Origin of the sequence: Streptomyces sp. NPDC048420 (assembly GCF_040651535.1) — a bacterium.
Taxonomy (GTDB): Bacteria; Actinomycetota; Actinomycetes; order Streptomycetales; family Streptomycetaceae; genus Streptomyces.
Window position 1 is genome coordinate 149,423 of sequence record NZ_JBEZKG010000011.1, and the last position, 18,208, is coordinate 167,630.

Annotated in this window: 15 protein-coding genes; 4 read left to right on the top strand and 11 right to left on the bottom strand. The window is 71.2% G+C overall.

Features of this window, described 5'->3' with window-relative positions:
• The first annotated feature begins 56 nt into the window (after positions 1-56).
• Complete coding sequence (sthA, locus tag AB0D34_RS21810) at positions 57-1,460, top strand: Si-specific NAD(P)(+) transhydrogenase (protein ID WP_362663767.1); 1,404 nt, start codon at positions 57-59, stop codon at positions 1,458-1,460.
• A 7-nt stretch (positions 1,461-1,467) separates the two neighbouring features.
• On the opposite strand, the gene AB0D34_RS21815 is transcribed toward sthA, so the two are convergent.
• Positions 1,468-1,953 (bottom strand): DUF5709 domain-containing protein, encoded by a 486-nt coding sequence (locus AB0D34_RS21815; RefSeq protein WP_362663769.1) that lies wholly within the window; start codon positions 1,951-1,953, stop codon positions 1,468-1,470.
• 345 nt (positions 1,954-2,298) lie between these two features.
• On the opposite strand from AB0D34_RS21815, the gene AB0D34_RS21820 reads away from it, so the two are divergent.
• Positions 2,299-3,771 (top strand): APC family permease, encoded by a 1,473-nt coding sequence (locus tag AB0D34_RS21820; protein WP_362663771.1) that lies wholly within the window; start codon positions 2,299-2,301, stop codon positions 3,769-3,771.
• 11 nt (positions 3,772-3,782) lie between these two features.
• Positions 3,783-4,745 (top strand): hypothetical protein, encoded by a 963-nt coding sequence (locus tag AB0D34_RS21825; protein WP_362663773.1) that lies wholly within the window; start codon positions 3,783-3,785, stop codon positions 4,743-4,745.
• Positions 4,746-5,002: 257 nt separating this feature from the next.
• Here the strand turns inward: AB0D34_RS21825 and prcB are convergent, their stop codons facing one another.
• From prcB to AB0D34_RS21855, 6 genes are all read right to left on the bottom strand, one after another.
• Positions 5,003-5,857, bottom strand: coding sequence for a proteasome subunit beta (prcB, locus tag AB0D34_RS21830; RefSeq protein WP_362663775.1), 855 nt, complete (start codon positions 5,855-5,857; stop codon positions 5,003-5,005).
• A 74-nt stretch (positions 5,858-5,931) separates the two neighbouring features.
• Positions 5,932-6,873, bottom strand: a complete 942-nt coding sequence (locus AB0D34_RS21835; RefSeq protein WP_362663777.1) for a lysylphosphatidylglycerol synthase domain-containing protein — start codon at positions 6,871-6,873, stop codon at positions 5,932-5,934.
• Complete coding sequence (locus tag AB0D34_RS21840; protein ID WP_362663779.1) at positions 6,870-8,351, bottom strand: hypothetical protein; 1,482 nt, start codon at positions 8,349-8,351, stop codon at positions 6,870-6,872. The genes AB0D34_RS21835 and AB0D34_RS21840 overlap by 4 nt, the downstream gene beginning before the upstream one ends.
• 111 nt (positions 8,352-8,462) lie before the next feature.
• Positions 8,463-10,820, bottom strand: coding sequence for a glycosyl hydrolase family 65 protein (locus AB0D34_RS21845; protein ID WP_362663781.1), 2,358 nt, complete (start codon positions 10,818-10,820; stop codon positions 8,463-8,465).
• Positions 10,817-11,554, bottom strand: coding sequence for a beta-phosphoglucomutase family hydrolase (locus AB0D34_RS21850; protein ID WP_362663783.1), 738 nt, complete (start codon positions 11,552-11,554; stop codon positions 10,817-10,819). Before AB0D34_RS21850 ends, AB0D34_RS21845 begins: the two co-directional genes overlap by 4 nt.
• A gap of 42 nt (positions 11,555-11,596) precedes the next feature.
• The gene (locus AB0D34_RS21855) at positions 11,597-12,019 is read right to left on the bottom strand and encodes an SgcJ/EcaC family oxidoreductase (protein ID WP_362663785.1); all 423 of its coding nucleotides are present in this window, start codon (positions 12,017-12,019) and stop codon (positions 11,597-11,599) included.
• A gap of 80 nt (positions 12,020-12,099) precedes the next feature.
• Between AB0D34_RS21855 and AB0D34_RS21860 the strand changes: the two genes are divergently transcribed.
• A complete protein-coding gene (locus AB0D34_RS21860; protein ID WP_362663787.1) occupies positions 12,100-12,825 on the top strand; it encodes a nucleoside/nucleotide kinase family protein in 726 nt (241 codons plus the stop codon).
• On the opposite strand, the gene AB0D34_RS21865 is transcribed toward AB0D34_RS21860, so the two are convergent.
• The 4 genes from AB0D34_RS21865 to AB0D34_RS21880 are packed head-to-tail and all read right to left on the bottom strand — an operon-like array spanning position 12,755 to position 18,139.
• The gene (locus AB0D34_RS21865) at positions 12,755-14,590 is read right to left on the bottom strand and encodes a hypothetical protein (protein WP_362663789.1); all 1,836 of its coding nucleotides are present in this window, start codon (positions 14,588-14,590) and stop codon (positions 12,755-12,757) included. The two genes, AB0D34_RS21860 and AB0D34_RS21865, sit on opposite strands and share 71 nt — an antisense overlap.
• 5 nt (positions 14,591-14,595) lie before the next feature.
• Positions 14,596-16,317, bottom strand: a complete 1,722-nt coding sequence (locus tag AB0D34_RS21870; protein WP_362663791.1) for a hypothetical protein — start codon at positions 16,315-16,317, stop codon at positions 14,596-14,598.
• Between the two features lie 2 nt (positions 16,318-16,319).
• Positions 16,320-17,222, bottom strand: a complete 903-nt coding sequence (locus tag AB0D34_RS21875; protein ID WP_362663792.1) for a carbohydrate ABC transporter permease — start codon at positions 17,220-17,222, stop codon at positions 16,320-16,322.
• Positions 17,219-18,139, bottom strand: coding sequence for a sugar ABC transporter permease (locus AB0D34_RS21880; protein WP_362663793.1), 921 nt, complete (start codon positions 18,137-18,139; stop codon positions 17,219-17,221). The genes AB0D34_RS21875 and AB0D34_RS21880 overlap by 4 nt, the downstream gene beginning before the upstream one ends.
• Positions 18,140-18,208: the final 69 nt, after the last annotated feature.

The window sequence follows — 18,208 nt, forward strand, 5'->3', positions numbered from 1 at the left end:
ACCGGTTTACGGCTCACCCTTTCGAAAGGGGCCCCGCGGCTGCCAGACTTCCGAGGGTGCCCGACTTCGACATGCTTGTCATCGGATCCGGTCCGGGTGGCCAGAAGGCCGCCATCGCCGCGGCCAAGCTGGGCCGCCGGGTCGCCGTCGTCGACCGCCCCGACATGGTCGGCGGGGTCTCCATCCACACCGGCACCATCCCCTCCAAGACCCTGCGCGAGGCCGTGCTGTACCTGACCGGCCTCACCCAGCGGGATCTGTACGGACAGAGCTACCGGCTGAAGGAGGACATCACCGTCGCCGACCTGACCGCGCGCACCCAGCACGTGGTGGGCCGCGAGGTCGACGTGATCCGCAGTCAGCTCTCCCGCAACCACATCCCCCTCTTCGCCGGCACCGGCCGCTTCGTCGACCCGCACACCGTCGCCCTGCGCGAGGTCACCGGCCACGAACGGCTGCTCAGCGCCGAGAACATCGTCATCGCCACCGGCACCCGCCCGGCACGCCCGGACAGCGTCGAGTTCGACGGCCGCACGATCATGGACTCCGACAACGTGCTCGCCCTCGAACGCGTCCCGCGCTCCATGGTGATCGTCGGTGCCGGGGTGATTGGGATGGAGTACGCCTCCATGTTCGCCGCGCTCGGCAGCAAGGTGACGGTCGTCGAGAAGCGGGCCGGGATGCTCGACATCTGTGACATCGAGGTCATCGAGGCGCTCAAGTACCACCTGCGCGACCTCGCCGTGACGTTCCGCTTCGGCGAGACCGTCGCCGCGGTGGAACTCCACCCGCGCGGCACGCTGACGATCCTGGAGAGCGGCAAGAAGATCCCAGCCGACGCCGTGATGTACTCGGCCGGCCGGCAGGGCCTGACCGACGAACTCGACCTGGACAAGGCCGGGTTGAGCGCCGACAGGCGCGGCCGGATCACGGTCGACGAGCACTACCGCACCGAGGTGCCGCACATCTACGCCGTGGGAGACGTGATCGGCTTCCCGGCGCTGGCGGCAACGTCCATGGAACAGGGCAGGTCGGCCGCCTACCACGCGTTCGGCGAGCCGGTCGGGCAGATGCACCACCTGCAGCCCATCGGCATCTACACGATCCCGGAGATCAGCTTCGTCGGACGTACCGAGGACCAACTCACCGAGGACAGCGTGCCCTTCGAGGTCGGCATCTCCCGTTATCGCGAACTCGCCCGCGGCCAGATCATCGGGGACTCCCACGGCATGCTGAAACTGCTGGTGTCCCCGCAGGACCGGACCCTCCTGGGCGTGCACTGCTTCGGTACCGGGGCCACCGAGCTGATCCACATCGGGCAGACCGTGATGGGCTGCGGCGGCACCGTCGACTACCTGGTCGACGCGGTGTTCAACTACCCGACGCTCGCGGAGTCCTACAAGGTCGCGGCTCTGGACGCCACGAACAAGCTCCGCCAGATCGACCGGATCGGGGACTGAAGCCCCCTCAGGGCCCGTCGGGGTCCTCTGGGTCCTCTGGGTCCTCGACCACGTGCACGGCGGCCTCCTCCGCGCCGGCCGCGCCCCCGTCGATGCCGACGTCGGTGGCGACCTCCTCCTTCGTGGTGGCGGAGTGGGCGCCCTCGTCGGGGGCGACGAGGCGTCCGGCGCGGTCGGTGCCGGCCTGCGGGTCCACGGGCTCGCCCTCGCCGTCCGGCAGGTCGCCCACCTCGTCGCCGGCCGGCACGGCCGTCTCGGGGACCTCCTGGGCGAGGCGTTCGTCGAGAGTCTCGCCGTCGTGCTGCTCGGCGGCGGTGGTGCCGTGCCGGGTGACGCCGAGGGGCTTCTCCGGTGGCGAGTAGCCCTCGTCGAGGGTGTCGTCGTAGGTCCGTTCGTCGAGGGCGTCCTGGAGGTCGAGCGGCGCCGCGTCCTCCTGCTCCTCGTTGGTTCCGGTGGGCTGGTAGACGTCGTCGGCCATCGGTTCGCCGGTCATGGGCCTCCTCCTTCGCGCAGGGGGTTGATCCGTGGTCCTGATCCGCGTTTCCCCGTACGCGCTCTCCAACCTCAAAAGGCCGCACGAGCAAGGCGGTCGGCGGTGCGGAAGGTTACCCCCCAGTTAATCTTGAAGCCTCAAGGGATCGGGCTATCATCACTCGCACACACGGAGTGACCGTCCGCCGACGCACCGACCGTACGGCCCTCCACGCCCCTCCGTTTCTCCACCGCCCCGGCCGAGGCCATCCCTCTGAGGTCGTGGGCGGAGCCACTCCCCACAATCTCCTTGCGCCGTACGGGCGTCCCCGCCCGTTCGTCGTGCCTTACGGAAAGCAGCGCAACCATGAGCAACAGCAGGGGCAGAGGGCTGCAGGCCAATGCCCTCGGTACCTTCGACACCGTGGTGATGGCCGTCGCGGGCAGCGCGCCGGCGTACTCGATCGCCGCCACCACCGCGGTACTGGTCGGCGCGGTGGGCCTGGCCAGTCCGGCGGCTCTGCTGTACTGCGCGATACCCATGCTGGGCATCGCGCTCGCGTTCAGCTATCTCAGCCGGATCGACGTGAACGCGGGCGCCAGTTACTCGTGGGTGGGGCGAACGCTCCACCCCTTTCTCGGTTTCGTCAGCGGCTGGGCGCTGGTCATCTCGGCGACCATCTTCATGGTGGCCGGATCGCTGCCCGCCGGTTCGATGACGCTGGCCCTGTTCGACCAGGACCTCGCGGACAACACCGCGCTGTCGACCGTCGTGGGCGCGGCCTGGTTCGTGCTGATGCTGCTGGTGGTGCTGGGCGGGGCACGGCTGACCGTGCGCGCCCAACTCGTCATGTCGGGTGTGGAGCTCGCGATCCTGGCGCTGTTCGCGATCCTCGCCCTCTTCCACACGGGCAACGCGCGTGCCTTCGAGTGGTCCTGGCTGGGCTTCGGCCACTTCGACGGTATGCAGGGCTTCGCCTCGGGTGCGCTGATCGCCGCCTTCTACTACTGGGGCTGGGACGTCACGAGCAACCTGAGCGAGGAGACCCGCAACAGCCGCCGCACGACGGGGCTCGCGGGCCTCATCGGCGTCGGGATCGTCTTCCTCCTCTTCGAGGTGTTCACCATCGCGGTGAACGTCATCCTCACCTCGAAGCAGATCGAGGACAACGACGCCAACGTACTGGCCGTGCTCGGTGAGGAGATCTGGCCGGGCTGGGGCGGCAAGCTGCTGATCGTCGCGGTGATGCTGTCGACGATCGCCACCCTGGAGACCACGCTGATCCAGGTCACGCGCTCGCTGTTCGCGATGGGCCGGGACCGTACGATGCCGTCCGCCCTCGGCCGGGTGCACCGCCGCTGGAACACGCCGTGGGTGGCGATCGTGGTGGTCGGCGCGGTGGCGCTGCTGATGTTCATCGCCTCCAACGCCCTGGGTTCGGTGGGCGACATCCTTTCCGACGCGATCTCGGCAATCGGTCTGCAGATCGCCGTCTACTACGGCCTGTCCGGGCTCGCGGTCGTCGTCGCGTACCGCAAGATGCTGCTGAAGTCTCCGTCCGACTTCCTGCTCGGCGGGCTGTGGCCGTTGCTGGGCGCCCTGTTCATGTTCTGGGTCTTCTTCGAGTCGCTGGGCGAGCTGAGCACGGCCGCGATCTCGATCGGGGTGGGCGGGCTGGCGGTGGGGCTGGTCCCGATGTTCTGGTACTGGCGGCGGGGCAGCGACTACTACCGGCCCGCGCGGCTCGACGCGAGCCGTACTGTCGAGGCGGACTACGTTCCGGACGGCCCGGCGGCCGGGCCTTCGCTCGTCCACGAGGGTCTCCCCACGGACTTCTGAGGGGTTGCGCGATGGCGAGAGACCGATTCACCCCCGAGTTCGATCCCGACTGCGGGGACGTCCCCCTCACCACCGCCCGCCAGGACATCGTCATCGGACGCTGGCAGGGCCTGCGTGAACTGCTGCGGGTGACCGGGCCCGACTGGCCGGTGCGCGGCCACCGGGTGCGGGTGCTGGGGCAGGCGTGCGCGGGCAGTTCGACCGTGGAGTCCTGGCTGGCGGCCGAGCCGCACAACGGGGACGCGCTGGTGCTGCGGGCGGCCACGGAGACGGCCAGGGCGTTCAACCTGGCCATCGCCGCGGGGCGGGGGGTGCCGATCGACCAGCGGCGTATCGACGCGGCGGTGATGGCCTGTCTCCAGGCGGCCGAGGCGTTCGTGGACGATCCGACGCCGTGGACCTCCCTCATCTCGGTGGCGCGGCTGTACCCGTCCGGGGTGCGGCGGCAGGAACTGGGGCGCTGGTGGGACGAGTTGCACGCGCGGGATCCGTACAGCGTCGAGGGACACCTCCAGGTGCTGCACTACTACTCGTCCCGCTGGCACGGCTCGCACGGTCTGATGTACGACTTCGCCCGTGACGCGGCCGGGGTGGCACCGCCGGGGTGCGCGTTGCCGGTGCTGGTGCAGTACGCGCGCGTGGAGGAGTACCGGGCCGCGGTGGACGCGGCCGAGGGGGACCGGTCGGCGTCCGCGGCGCTGGGGCAGCACTGGCGGCACGACGGCGCGGTCAGTGACGTACGGCGGACCTTCCAGCGCTGGATCATGGGCCGCACCGAACAGGAGATCCTCCCCGGCGAACTCCGCGACCTCAACTACCTCACCCACGCCGCCTGCCACGCGGGCCTCGCCGAGATCGCCGTGCCCCTGCTGCGGATGCTGGACCGCCGCGGCACCCGCACTCCGTGGTCGTACACCGGCGATCCGGAGCAGCAGTTCACCAAGTGGCGCAAGGAGTTCAAGGTGCGGGCCTGAGAGGTGCGCACCTGGCCGGACATGAGCGGACCCGGCGCGTCGCCCGCCCTGACCCACTCCTGCCGCGTCATGGAGCCGCCACGGACGCGGCGGGGAGGTGGGGCGGAGCGGGGTCAGGGGCGGCCGTGTTCGGGCGGGGGATCCTTCTTCGGGAGGTACGGCCGCGATCAGCAGCCTTGTTCCATCCACCGGCAGCTGCAAGGAGCGTGCAGTAAAGGCCGTGGCACGTCTTTCCCACGGCCGGGGAAAGTGCCCTGTCAGGGTCTCGCGTTGGGTCCGTCCGGCCTGGTGCGGCGCTGCTCGACCATCTCGCGGCTGAGTTCCTCGGTCTCCGTCTCCGGCAGCCGCTCGAAGCCGTCCTCGGTGATGAGGGAGACGATGGGGAAGATCCGCCGGTTGATGTCGGGCCCGCCGGTGGCGGAGTCGTCGTCGGCGGCGTCGTAGAGCGCCTGGAGCGCGGCGAGGGTGGCCTCGCGGCGGTCGAGGCCCTTGCGGAACAGCTTCTTCAGCGCGCCCCTGGCATACGGCGATCCGGAGCCCTCGGCATGGAAGTCGGTCTTCTCGTAGAGCCCGCCGGCGACGTCGAAGCTGAAGATGCGGCCGCGTTCGCCCTCGGGCGCGGAGGGGTCGTAGCCGGTGAGGAGGGGGACCACGGCGAGGCCCTGCATGGCCTGGCCGAGGTTCTGCCGGATCATTCCGGCGAGCCTGCGGGCCTTGCCGTCGAGGGTCATGGCGACGCCCTCGATCTTCTCGAAGTGCGTCAGTTCGACCTGGTAGAGCTTGACCATGTCGAGGGCGAGTCCGACGGTGCCGGCGAAGGCGACGGCCGTGTAGTCGTCCGCGGGGTGCACCTTCTCCAGGTCGCGCTGGGCGATGAGGTTGCCCATGGTGGCCCGGCGGTCGCCGGCGATGAGGACGCCGTCGCGGTAGGACAGGGCCAGCACGGTGGTGCCGTGCGGCACCTGGTCCGGTGCGGCCCGAACGCCGTCGGGCAACATACGGCGGATGCTGAGCAGTTCGGGGCGGTGGGCCGCCAGGAATTCGGTGAAGGACGAGGACCCCGGGGTGAAGAACTCCTCCCCCAGGCGTCCACCGTTCTCGTTCCACGTCATGGCATTCCCCCTCGCCTACGGACCGACATCCGAAGTCCTACCAGAAGCACCAGGACCGGAAACTCCCCTCGCGCTCACAGCGCCTTGCGGCGGACGAGCACGGCGAGCACCAGCAGGCCGGGGATCAGCGGCAGCCACACGGTCAGCAGCCGGTAGCCGAGCACCGCGGAGGCGGCCGCCGCACCGCTCGCTCCCCCGGCGGTGAGGGCGAGGGCGAGCGCCGCGTCGAGGGAGCCGAGTCCGCCCGGGGTGGGCAGCAGGGCAGCCGCGCTGCTCGCGGCGAAGTAGATCAGGGCCACGAGCGGCAGGGCCAGCGGCAGCGCGACGGCCCGGGTCACGGCGATCAGCACGAGCGCGTGCAGCACGGCGAAGCCCAGCGAGCCGCCCCACAGGGCCGCCGCCCGGTGCGGTCGTGCGTGGATCGCCTTGATGTCGGCCAGGACGAGGGCGAGGGCCGTCCGGCACCGCGGCCGCCGCGCGGCCGTCAGCAACACGGCCAGGACAGCGGCGGCCCCGACCAGGGCCGGCCACCCCGCGCCGGGACGCGGAAGCCGGAGAACACCGGGCCAGGCCGTCGCGAGTACGGCGATGAGGGCGGCCCGCGACAGCCCGCCGGCCGTGGCCTTGACCGCGAGCGCGGTCGCCGAGCGCCCGGCCGAGATCCCGCAGCGCATCAGGAAGCGCAGGTTGACCGCACCGGTGCCGAGACCGGCGGGCAGCAACTGGTTGGCGGCGGTGGCGGCGAACTGAGCGGCGACCAGGCGCCCCGGCGGCAGCGGCCGTAGCACCGCGCCCTGCTGGGCGAGCGCCGAGCACGCCCAGGTCGCGGCGGCCGCCGTGGCGGCGACGAGCAGCCAGCCCTGGTCGGCGACGGCGAGCCGCACGGCCCCGGTCTCCAGCACCGGCCAGTGACGCCGGGCCAGAGCACCCACGGCGGCCAGGACGGCGAACGTGAGCGCGAGCTGCCAGTAGGCGTGTCTTCGGGTGGGGGTGACGGCGAGCCGCTCACTCGTCATTCGGATCCGCCCGCGTGGGGCGCGAGGTGGATGTCCATCGCGGCGGCGGGAAGGGTCTGCCAGCCGCGGGCGTAGGAGGGTGGCGAGCCGCCGGGACGGGTGAGTACGGCGACGGGGATACGACGGGACGCGCCGACGATCCCGGACACGGTGCTGTTGGCGTTGTGGCCGCCGGCCGCCGCCGACGCGCACCCGGCGTAGTGGGCGACGGGGATCGACAGATGGCCGGTGAGCAGACAGGGCGGGCGGACCCCGAGGCGGTGCAGCTCGGCAGCGGTGCGGGCCCAGTCGCGGTGATGGTCCGTGGTGCGACGCACTGTGCGCTCCAGGACGGCGTACTGCACCGCGAGATGTCCCGCCAGGCCGATCGCGAGCACGGTCGCCGCGAGCGGGCGCCACCGGCCGGACGGGGTGGTCGCGAGGTGGAACAGCGCGTCGGCGACCGGGATCGCGAGGAGCGCGTAGGCGGGCAGCAGGAAGCGGGGAGCCGCGTATCCGATCATGAACAGGTAGGGGACGGCGGCCGTGGTGGCGCAGACCAGCGGAACGAGGGTGCGCCGCGTCCGCCGGGCCCTGACCGCGACCACCAGGCCGGCGGCCGCCAGCAGCGGGAGGACGAACCACCAGGCCATGACGGCGAGGTCGGGCAGGGGGCCGGTGCAGGGGCGGCACAGGGTGCGGCCGCTCATGCTGCGCAGCTGGTCGTCGACGGAGAGGTGCAGGCCGAGGCCGCCCTGGATGCGGGAGGCCTCGTGCAGCCGCTCGGCCAGGCCCCCGTGGTCGGCGTAGGCCTCGATCACCCACTGGACGCCCCCCACGACCAGCCCGGCCGCCAAGGCGATGACGGACCGCCAGTGCCGGGCGAGGGCCGCGACGCCGAACAGCGGAAGAGTGACCCAGACGGCGTCGGTGGGCCGCATCAACGCCATGAGCGCGGCACCCGCCACGACTCCCCACAGTGCCCTCGGGTTCTCACCGGCCTTCAGGAAGCAGCCGACAACGCCCAGCGCGCCGACGGCGACCCAGTAGTTGGGCATGGCCTGGGGGCCGTAGAAGAGCGTGATCCACAGGGAGGCGAACAGGGCGCCGCCGACGGCGACGACGCGGGCCGGGAAGAGGCCCCGCCACGTGCGCAGGGCCAGGTACAGCCCGGCGCCGGACAGGACGGCGAGGTAGACGCGCAGAAGCTCGGTCGAGGTGGACCAGCTCGCGATCGGCGCCACCAGCAGCGGGACCCCACGGGCGCGCGGGGCGCTGAAGAAGGCGGCCGGGGCCTGGGTGCCGACCTGGCTGACGTAGACGGTCTCGTCCCAGCCGAGGCCCATGCCGGGGCGGACGAGGACGAGTTGGGCCAGGGTGAAGGCGACGGCCACCGCGGCGATCGCCCGGTCTCCCGCGGCCCGCCGGGAGGCGCCGAACAGGGCCTCGGGCGTACGTCGTCGCGTACCGACGAGCAGTGCCCTTTCGCCGTGCGCCATGCTCCACCCCTCACAGAAAGCCTGCGAAACACGGACAAAGTATCCCGTTGCAGGACGGAGCGCGGGGTGGGGTTCGGCCAAGTGGTGCCCGTCGGGGTCACCCGTGCGCGGTCAGCGGGCGTGCGGGTCGCGGTGTCGGGGCTGTCGCGGGGCCGGGCGGTGGTCGGAAGGTGGGACGGGGCGGACGACGGGGCCGTCGCCGTTCAGGGTCAGCGGGGTGCCGTGGTGGCGGATCGTCAGCGGGGTGCCGGACAGCAGGGTGTACGTCGCTTTGTCCGGGCCGATCTCCACCCGCAGACAGCGGTCCAGGAGCCGCAGGTTGAAGGCGAGGCGGCTGAACCGCTCGGGCAGCCGGGGCGCGAAGCGGAGGGAGTCGCCGTCGCGGCGCAGCCCCCCGAACCCGGCGACCAGGGCCGTCCACGTGCCGGCGAGGGAAGCGATGTGGAGTCCGTCGCGGGTGTTGTTCTCCAGGTCGGCGAGGTCCATCAGCGCCGCCTCGGCGGTGTAGGCGTAGGCGAGGGACAGATGTCCGGCGCGGGCGGCGACGACCGCCTGGACGCAGGCCGACAGGGAGGAGTCCCGTACGGTCAGGGGCTCGTAGTAGGCGAAGTTGCGGGCGATCTGCTCCTCGTCGTGGAACTCCTCGAACCAGCCGCTGCACAGGTACATCGCCAGCACCAGGTCCGCCTGTTTGATCACCTGTTTGCGATACAGGTCGAAGTAGGGGAAGTGGAGCATCAGCGGGTACTGGTCGGCGCGGGTACCGGCGAAGTCCCACTGCTGGTAGCGGGTGAAGCCCGCGTGCTGTTCGTGCACGCCGAGCTCGTCGTTGTAGGGGATGTGCACGGCCTCGGCGGCGTCCCGCCAGGCGGCGTTCTCCTCGTCGTCGACGCCGAGCGCGGCGGCCTGCTCGGGGTGGCGGCCGCAGGCCTCGGCGGCCGCGAGGAGGTTCGCCCGGGCCATGAGGTTGGTGTACGTGTTGTCGTCGGCGACCGCGCTGTACTCGTCGGGTCCCGTGACGCCGTCGATGTGGAAGACGCCGTGGTGGTCGTGGTGGCCGAGCGAGCGCCACAGCCGGGCCGTCTCCACGAGGAGTTCCACGCCGGTGTCGCGTTCGAAGCCGGTGTCGCCGGTGGCCTCGGTGTAGCGCACCACGGCGTCCGCGACGGCCGCGTTGACGTGGAAGGCGGCCGTACCGGCGGGCCAGTACGCCGACCCCTCGGAGCCCTCGATGGTCCGCCAGGGGAACGCGGCGCCGTGGAGGCCGAGTTGTTCGGCGCGCTCACGGGCTGCGGGCAGGGTCTTCTGACGCCAGCGCAGGGCCTCGGAGACGGCCCCCGGCTCGGTGTAGGTGAGCAGGGGCAGGACGAAGGTCTCGGTGTCCCAGAAGGCGTGCCCGTCGTACCCGGAACCGGTCAACCCCTTTGCGGGGATGGCCCGTTGCTCGGCGCGGGCGCCCGCCTGAAGGACGTGGAAGAGGGCGAAACGGACCGCCTGCTGGATCTCCTCGTCGCCGTCGACCTCGACGTCGGCGCGCGCCCAGAAGTCGTCCAGGTAGCCGCGCTGCTCGTCCAGGAGCCCGTCCCAGCCGCTGTGGGCTGCGGCCGCCAGGGCCGCGTCGACCTGGTCGCTCATCGCGGGCCGGGAGCGGGCGCCGGACCAGCCGTGGGCGACCAGCTTCTCCATCCGCAGCCGCTGTCCCGGCTCCAGGACGGAGGTGACGGTCAGCCGGGCCAGGTCCACCGTCTCCTCGCTGCTCGTGGTGGTGCGTTCGGGCCCGTCGACGACGTGGTCGGCGGCCACCGCGACCCTGAGTCCGCTGTGCCGAGTGCGGTGCACGAGCCGCAGCCGGGTGCCGTCGGCGAAGCCCTCCTCGTGCTCCAGCGGCGACTTGAGGGCCTTCGAGGCGCGCGGATCGCCGTTCTTCGGGGCGGGCAGGCTCTCGTTGCTGACCAGCTCGGACTGGATCACCACGCGGGTGCGGCTGTCGACGGGCTCCACCTCGTAGGCCACGGCGGCGATCGCCCGCTGGGTGAGCGAGACGAGCCGGGTCGAGCGCACCCGGATCCGCGAGCCCGCCGGCGAGACCCACTCGCAGGACCGCTCCAGGACGCCCCGGCGCAGGTCGAGGGCGCGTTCGTGGGCGACGAGACGGCCGTAGCGCAGGTCGAAGGGCTCGTCGTCGACGAGGAGCCGCACGATCTTGCCGTTGGTGACGTCGATGACCGTCTGGCCGGACTCCGGATAGCCGTATCCGGCCTCGGCGTACGGCAGCGGGTGCAGTTCGTGGACGCCGTTGAGGTAGGAGCCGGGCAGGCCGTGCGGTTCGCCCTCGTCGAGGTTGCCGCGCCAGCCGACATGGCCGTTGGACAGGGCGAACACGGACTCGCTCTGCGCGAGGACGTCGAGGTTGAGGTCGGTCTCGCGGACGGCCCAGGGCTCGACGGTGTAGGAGCGGTGGGTGATCACGCGTGTCCTCCCAGTTCGGCGAGGCCCTTCACGACCACGTCGGCGCCGTGCGCGTAGAGGGCGTCGGTCTGTCCGACGCGGTCCAGGCCGACGACGTATCCGAAGCCGCCGGCGCGGCCCGCGTCCATGCCGGCGAGGGCGTCCTCGAAGACGGCGGAGCGGGGTGCGTCCAGGCCCAGGTCGTGGGCGGCGGCGAGGAAGGTGTCGGGGCGCGGCTTGCCGGGCAGCCCGCGCTCGGCCGCCACGACGCCGTCGACGCGTACGTCGAAGAGGTCCTCGGCGTCGATCGCCCGCAGTACGTCACGGCAATTGGCGCTGGAGGAGACGATCGCGGTGCGCAGGCCCTGTGCGCGGGCCGCCCGGATGTAGGCCAGGGTGTCGTCGTAGGCCTCGACCCCGTCGGTGCGGATCTTCTCCAGGACGAGGTCGTTCTTGCGGTTGCCGAGGCCGTTGACCGTCTCGGCGCCCGGCGGGTCCTTCGGACTCCCCTCCGGCAGTTCGATGCCGCGGGAGGCGAGGAAGGTGCGTACGCCGTCGGCGCGGGGGCGGCCGTCGACGTACTCGTCGTAGTCGTGGTCGTCGAAGGGCCGGAAGTGCTCACCCTCGCGTTCGCGCAGGAACGCGTCGAACATCTCCTTCCAGGCGGCCGCGTGCACGACGGCCGTCCTGGTGACGACCCCGTCGAGGTCGAACAGGCAGGCCTTGATCTCTTCTGGCAGACCGAGCTCCGTCATACACACCCGGTTCCCTGTCGGCCCGGTCGCAGGCAGGTGGATTCAGTCGTGCGGGAACGAGTGGTGCTCGTGGGCCACCAGCCAGCGGCCGTGCTCCTTGCGCAGGCCGAAGGTGAGTCTGAGCCGGAAGCCGGGGTGGGCGTCGAACTCCTCCGGGGTGCCGCAGCGCAGCAGGGCGTGGGCGTAGGCGACGTCGGTGCCCGCGGTGATGTCGAGGGTCTCGATGTCGAAGCGGGCGCCCTGGGCCTGCCACGCGAAGAAGGGCGGCCAGTGCGCGCGGTAGGCGGCGAGGCCCCGGATGCCGTGGTGGGGCGGCGGCACGTCGAACATCACGATGTCCTGGGCGTGGCCGGCGAGCACGCCGGCGAGGTCACCGCGGTGGACGGCTTCGGCCCACCCCGTGATGAGCGCGCGGATCTGCGCCTCGTCGTCGGGGTCGCGGGAGTCATGGGGGTCATGGCGCACGGCTGAGGCTCCTTCCGTACTCCAGGGTGCCTGGCCGACCCGAAGTCATCGACTCGGTACCGGATGGCACACTCTGCGGTGTGGCGCTGACCTTCGACGATCTCCTGAACCGGGCCCGTGCCCTGAGCCGCCCCGGGGGCCGGGCGGTCCTCGGAATCGCCGGGTCCCCCGGCGCCGGCAAGACGACCCTCGCCGAACATCTGGTGCGCGCGCTCAACGGCTCCGGTGAGCCGTGGGTGGCGCACGTCCCCATGGACGGCTTCCATCTCGCCGACGTGGAGCTGGACCGGCTCGGTCTGCGCGACCGCAAGGGGGCGCCCGAGACCTTCGACGCGGCCGGGTACGCGGCCCTGCTGCGGCGGCTGCGCGAGGAGCCGGACGGCGACATCGTGTACGCCCCGGGCTTCGAGCGGGTGCTGGAGCAGCCGATCGCCGGGGCGATCCCGGTGCCCCCGAGCGCCCGTCTGATCGTGACCGAGGGAAACTACCTGCTCCTCGGCACCGGCTCGTGGACGCGAGTCCGGCCCGCTCTGGACGAGGTGTGGTTCTGCGAACTCGACGAGGACGAGCGGGTGCGCCGGCTGGTCGCCCGGCACGAGGAGTTCGGCAAGACCCACGACGAAGCGGTGGCATGGGTGCTGCGCTCGGACCAGCGCAACGCGGAGTCGGTGGCGGCCACTCGGGACCGGGCCGACCTGGTGGTGCCGGACGTGAAGGCCGGCACCACCCCGAGCCTCAGCAGGCCGCCAGCGTCAGTTCCGGCTCCCCCCGGGAGTCGCCCGCCGGGTCACCGATCCTCGCCGTGAACGCCTCGGTGCGTACGGTCAGTCCGGCGCCGTCGTGTGCGAAGGCCGCCGTGCAGGGGGCGCCCGCGGGGCCGTAGCGGACGGCGAAGGCGTGCAGGTCGTCCGGGGCGTCCGGGGCGGGCTCCGCCTCCAGGGCCGTGGAGCTGACCAGGTGGCGCCAGCCCTCGTCGGGGTTGCCGTAGCCGCGGGGGTCGGCGGCCAGCGCGAAGGCGGCCAGCTCCTGGGTCGTCTCCGAGCGGGCGTCGAAGTGGTCGATGCCCTGTTCCTCGGGGTGCGTCAGCCGCAGCGTCCCCACGGCGGTCACCTGGCCCTCGGCCGTCCGCCGCACCCGGTCGCCGTCGTCCTGCGCGTACGGCAGCCCGGCCAGCAGGTAGGGCGTGCCGGGGAGCCGTTCCACGGTGACCGTGGTCCACAGGTTGGTGCCGTCGGTGACGTACAGGGACTGGATGTGGCGCAGAACGTGGTCGCGGCCGACGACCGGCTTGGTGACCAGCTTGGCGGTGAGGCCGTCTGCGCGGACGTCGCGGACACGGACCTCGCCCATGGGACGGCACAGCAGGAAGCCGTCGACCACCGGGCCGAAGCCGTGCTGGCGGTTCACCGCCGCCGGCAGGTAGTAGGTGCCCGCCGCCTCGACCACGGCCGGAGTCATCCTGGAGTCGAAGGCCACCGAGACCGTGCCCGCGCGCAGTTGGTGGCGTGCGGTCGTCGTGGACGGCTCCCGGTGCCAGGGCGTGGTGTCCTGGATCTGCCAGACCAGCATCCAGGCGAAGTGACCGTCCACCCCGCCGTCCTCCTTGACCGCGTGCCGGGCCCAGCGGGAGTCGCCGCGGTAGCGGCCGAGGTCGGCGTCGATGCGGGCGCCGAAGTAGCGCAGGCCCAGGACCGACTCGAAGGCGGAGTGCTGCTCGCTGTAGCGCGGGCCGCCGTTGTCGAAGCCGCCGCCCGTCAGGCGGGCGTCGATGTAGCGGGCCAGGGTGTCGCCGTCCTCGGCGAAGATCTCCTCGCCGCTGATCCGGTGGGCCTGGGCGAGGAAGGACAGGGAGATCGGGCCGTAGTTGTTGTCGTAGGCGCCGCCGTGCTCGGGGGGCAGCGCCGCGCCGCGGTCCGTGACCCGGTGGGCGCGGATCTCGTCGCTGTACAGCTTGAGGGCCCGCGCGCGAACCGACTCCCCCTCCGCACCCGGCAGATGGGCCGCCAGCATCAGGCCGCCGACCACACAGCCGATCGCCTGGTTGCCGGCCTCCTGCGGGTTGAAGAAGGTCGCCTCGGTCAGCCAGCGCCAGTAGCCCCGCGCCACGTCGAGGAGTTCGGCGCGCTGCTCGTCCTCGACCAGGCCCTCCGCCGCGTCGAGGACGTTCACCGCCTGGAGCAGCGCCCACACCGTGCTCGGCCAGTCACCGATGGGGTGCGCGCCCGCCGCCAGGGTGTAACGGGCGTACGGCAGACCGGAGTTGCGGACTTTCAGGTTCGGGTAGCCCGGGTTGTCGTCAGTGTACACCCGCTCGCGCAGATGGAAGGCGAGACTGCGGCCGACCGCCTCCGGCAGTCTCGGGTCCTTGCTCCGCTGCCAGGCGAACGCCAGCAGCGAGGTGATGCCGAGCGAGGTGTCGCCGATGTCGTCGACGCAGTCGGGGTGTTCGAGACTGCCCTCGGGCGTCAGCCGGGCGAGGGCCTGCTCGGTGACGTCGGCGAGGACGGCGTCGTAGGCCTCCGGGGCGTCCGGCAGGTCGTGCAACGGGCCGAGCTGACGAGGGAGGTGCACGGGAATCAGTCCTTCATGACTGGGACGGTCGTGGCGCGCAGGGTGAGGGTCAGTGTCTGCGGTCCGTGCCCACCGAGGTAGACGCGATGTCCGGTCGTCGCGTCGGTGCCGCCGACCACGGTGTAGTCCTGGCCCGGGTCGTAGCGCAGTACGTCGGTCCGGTCCGGTCCGGCGAGCGGCTCGCCCTTCTCGACGGCGGCCTCGACCCGGATCTCGTCGTCGCCGACGCGGTAGGTCAACGGCTCGGTCGTCAGGCACCAGCTTCCGTCGCCGAGCGGTACGGCGCCCTGCGGCTCGCCGCCCGGCCGGAAGGTCAGTTCGAGGGCCCAGGGCACCGGTGGGCCGCTGATGTCGATCCGCAGGTCGGCCCCGTCCTCCCGCAGGTCGACCTCGACTCGGGTCGTGTGGGAGATCTCGTCCTGAGGGCGGTCGGGGAAGGCCATCGCCGCGGAGAAGCGGCCCTCGTCCACCAGGCGGTAGGCACCGTCGTCGCGCCTGCGGTCCTTCGGGAGCGGCTGGTAGTAGGCGGTGGTGAGGGTCTGGGTGAGCCGGTACCGGTTGTCGGCGAGCTGTTCCATGTCGGCGGCACGGAACGGGCCCAGGTCGAAGAACGCCCGCGAGAGGCGGACCGCGTCGAGGACGGCGGCACCGGCGAACAGGCGCAGGAAGGTGGGGTTGCAGGCGAGGCCCGAGCGGATGCGCCGGTGCTCGGGCACGTCGGAGCCGCCGTACACCACGGTGTGCGCGGTGGCCGAGACGTGTGCAGCCAGGCGTGCGGTGGGGAGGAACCGGCTGCGCGGGAGCTTCTCCGCGTCCGGGGCCGGCAGGGCGCGGCACAGATCCGGGGTGAGGAGGGTCTGGGCGAGCAGGTCGGAGTCGTCGATGCCGTCGGCGGCCGCCAGGCGGGCCGCACGGGCGAAGTCGCCCCGGCCGGTACGGATCGCGAGCAGCCGGTAGTGCGGCAGGTAGGGCCACAGCGCGAACGACAGCCTCTGGTCCTGGCGGCGCGAGTGGACGGTCTCCACCGTGCCGTCCGGCCTGATCAGGTCGAGGGTCGCGGCGAGGTTGCGTTCGACGGCGGCCGGCAGGTCGGTACGCCCGAGCACCTCGGCCAGCAACAGCAGCGCCGGGTTGGTCACGATGGACGCGTAGACGGCGCTGCGTTCCGAGTACAGGCCCTCCGCGTCGATGTCGACGCCCTCGGCGAGCCACTCCTCGACGCGGTCGAGCAGCCGGTCGTCGGGGAAGGACCGGTGCAGGCGGGCGAGCGCCGCGCTCAGCTCCCAGCGGTGGTTCGGGGTGTGCACGCCACCGGTCAGGAGACTGGCGGTGGCGGCGTCGGCGATCTCGGCGAGCGCGGCCGTCACCTCGGCCAGTTCCGGTCCCGCGTCGGCGGCGAGGACGTACGCGTCGCACACGTCGTTGACGGTGAACGCGGAGTCGGGCGGTGACTGGACGTTGTCGCCGCCCGCGAAGAGGCCGGAGGGCGTCTGCACGGCCCGCAGGGCGCGGAGGTGGGTCATCGCGGCGGCGACCGCCTGTCCGCTGCCGTGCAGCGCCGAGTCCGGGGAACGGTATGCCGCTGTCAGGGTTTTCACCCGCCGCGCCAGACCACGGTGCGGCACGCCGACGGGTTCCACGTCCGGGTCGGCCGCCAGGGGGGCGGCCGACCGGTCGGCGGCGCGGGCCGCCGAGCGGACGAACTCGTGGTCGAGCGGGTGGGGCAAGATCAGTCCTTCAGTCCGGCGTTGATGTCGGCGTTCATGACGTACTTCTGGAACACCAGGAAGATGACGATCAGCGGGATCATGGAGATGACCGATCCGCCGAGCAGTACCGACCAGTTGATGTTCTGCGCGCCGACGAGGCTCTGGATGCCGATCTGCACCGTGAACTTGTCCGGGTCGTTCAGCATCAGCAGCGGCCAGATGTAGTCGTTCCACCGCCACTGGAACGACAGGATGGCGAGCGTCAGCATGATGGGCCGGGAGAGCGGCACCATGATCCGCAGGAAGATCGACAGCTCTTTCGCGCCGTCGATGCGGGCGGCCTCGATGAGTTCGTCGGGGACCGTCAGGAAGAACTGGCGGAACATGAAGCAGCCGGTCGCGGTGAGCAGGGCCGGGAGGATGATGCCGGAGAGCGAGTTGTAGAAGCCGAGGTCGCGAACGACCAGGAACAGCGGGGCGAGCATGACCTCGGCCGGCAGCATCGTGGTGGCCAGGATGCAGAGGAAGAACGCCTTGAGCCACTTGTTGTCGTACTTGGCCAGCGCGTACCCGGTGCAGCAGCTGACTCCCACGGTGAGGATCGTCGCGACCACACACACGATGGCCGTGTTGATGAAGTACTCGGAGAAGTTGGCGCTCGCCCACGCCTCCTTGTAACCCGACACGGTGGGGTCGTCGGGGAACACCGTCAGCGGAAGGGAGAACAGGTCTCCCGCCGGTTTGAAGGAGCTGAGGACGAACCACAGCACCGGCACACCGTAGAGGCCCGCGAGGACCCACAGCAGTGTCGTCGGGGCGATCGCGCGCCGAATCCCACCGGTGGCCGAGCCACGGGACCGCTTCTTGCGGACAGGCCGTCCGGGCCTGGCGTCGACCTTGCGGGGCATGTCTGTGGTTGTCATCGGTTCTCCACCCGCCGGTTGACCATCATCTGGATGAGCGCGACGGCCATCAGGATGAGCATGAGCACGAACGACGCGGCGCTCGCGTAGCCGATCTGGCCCGACTTGAACCCCGTCTGGTAGATGTACTGGACCAGCAGGTTGTTCGACGTTCCGGGGCCACCGTTGTTGAGGGAGGCGAACACCGCGTATTCCTTCATCGCGTGGATCGTGTTGAGCAGGATGACGATGAAGGACGTGGGGGCGATGCTCGGCAGGGTGATGCTGAAGAACTGGCGCCACGGACCGGCGCCGTCGATGGCGGCCGCCTCGTAGTACGACGTCGGGACGTTCTTGATCGCCGCGATGAACAGCAGCATGGAGAAGCCCGTCCAGGCCCAGGCCGCCGCCACCACGACCACGATCAGTGACAGGTCCGCGTTCGACTGCCAGGGAACGGCGCTTCCGCCGAACTTCTCGATGAAGTAGTTGACCAGTCCGAAGTTCTCACCGAACAGCCACCGCCACAGGACACCCACGATGATGGGCGACAGCAGCCACGGGATGAAGAAGAAGATGCGGGCGACCGACGCGCCCTTGGCGTGCTTGCTCACCAGCACGTTGGCGATGAGCAGCGACAACACGAAGTTCAGCGGAACGAAGAGCACGGTGTACAGCAGCGTGCGGGTCGTCGCGTCGTAGAAGGTCGAGTCCCCGAGCAGCTTCTGGTAGTTGTCCAGTCCGACGAACTGGAACGCCCCCACGCCCGTGTAGTTCGTGAAGGAGTAGACGAGCCCGATCACCGCCGGCCAGACGAAGAACAGCGCGAAGAGCACGACGTTGCCCGAGATGAGGACGAGCGGGGCGAGGGTGTACTTGCTTCGTCTCCTGGGCGGGCTCACGGACACGTCCGAAACGTCCGGGGCGCGTTTGGTCATCTTCCTGACTCCGTGCTGGTGGAATGGGTGCCTGGAGGCTCAGGCCATGAGCCCGGCATCACGTGGGTG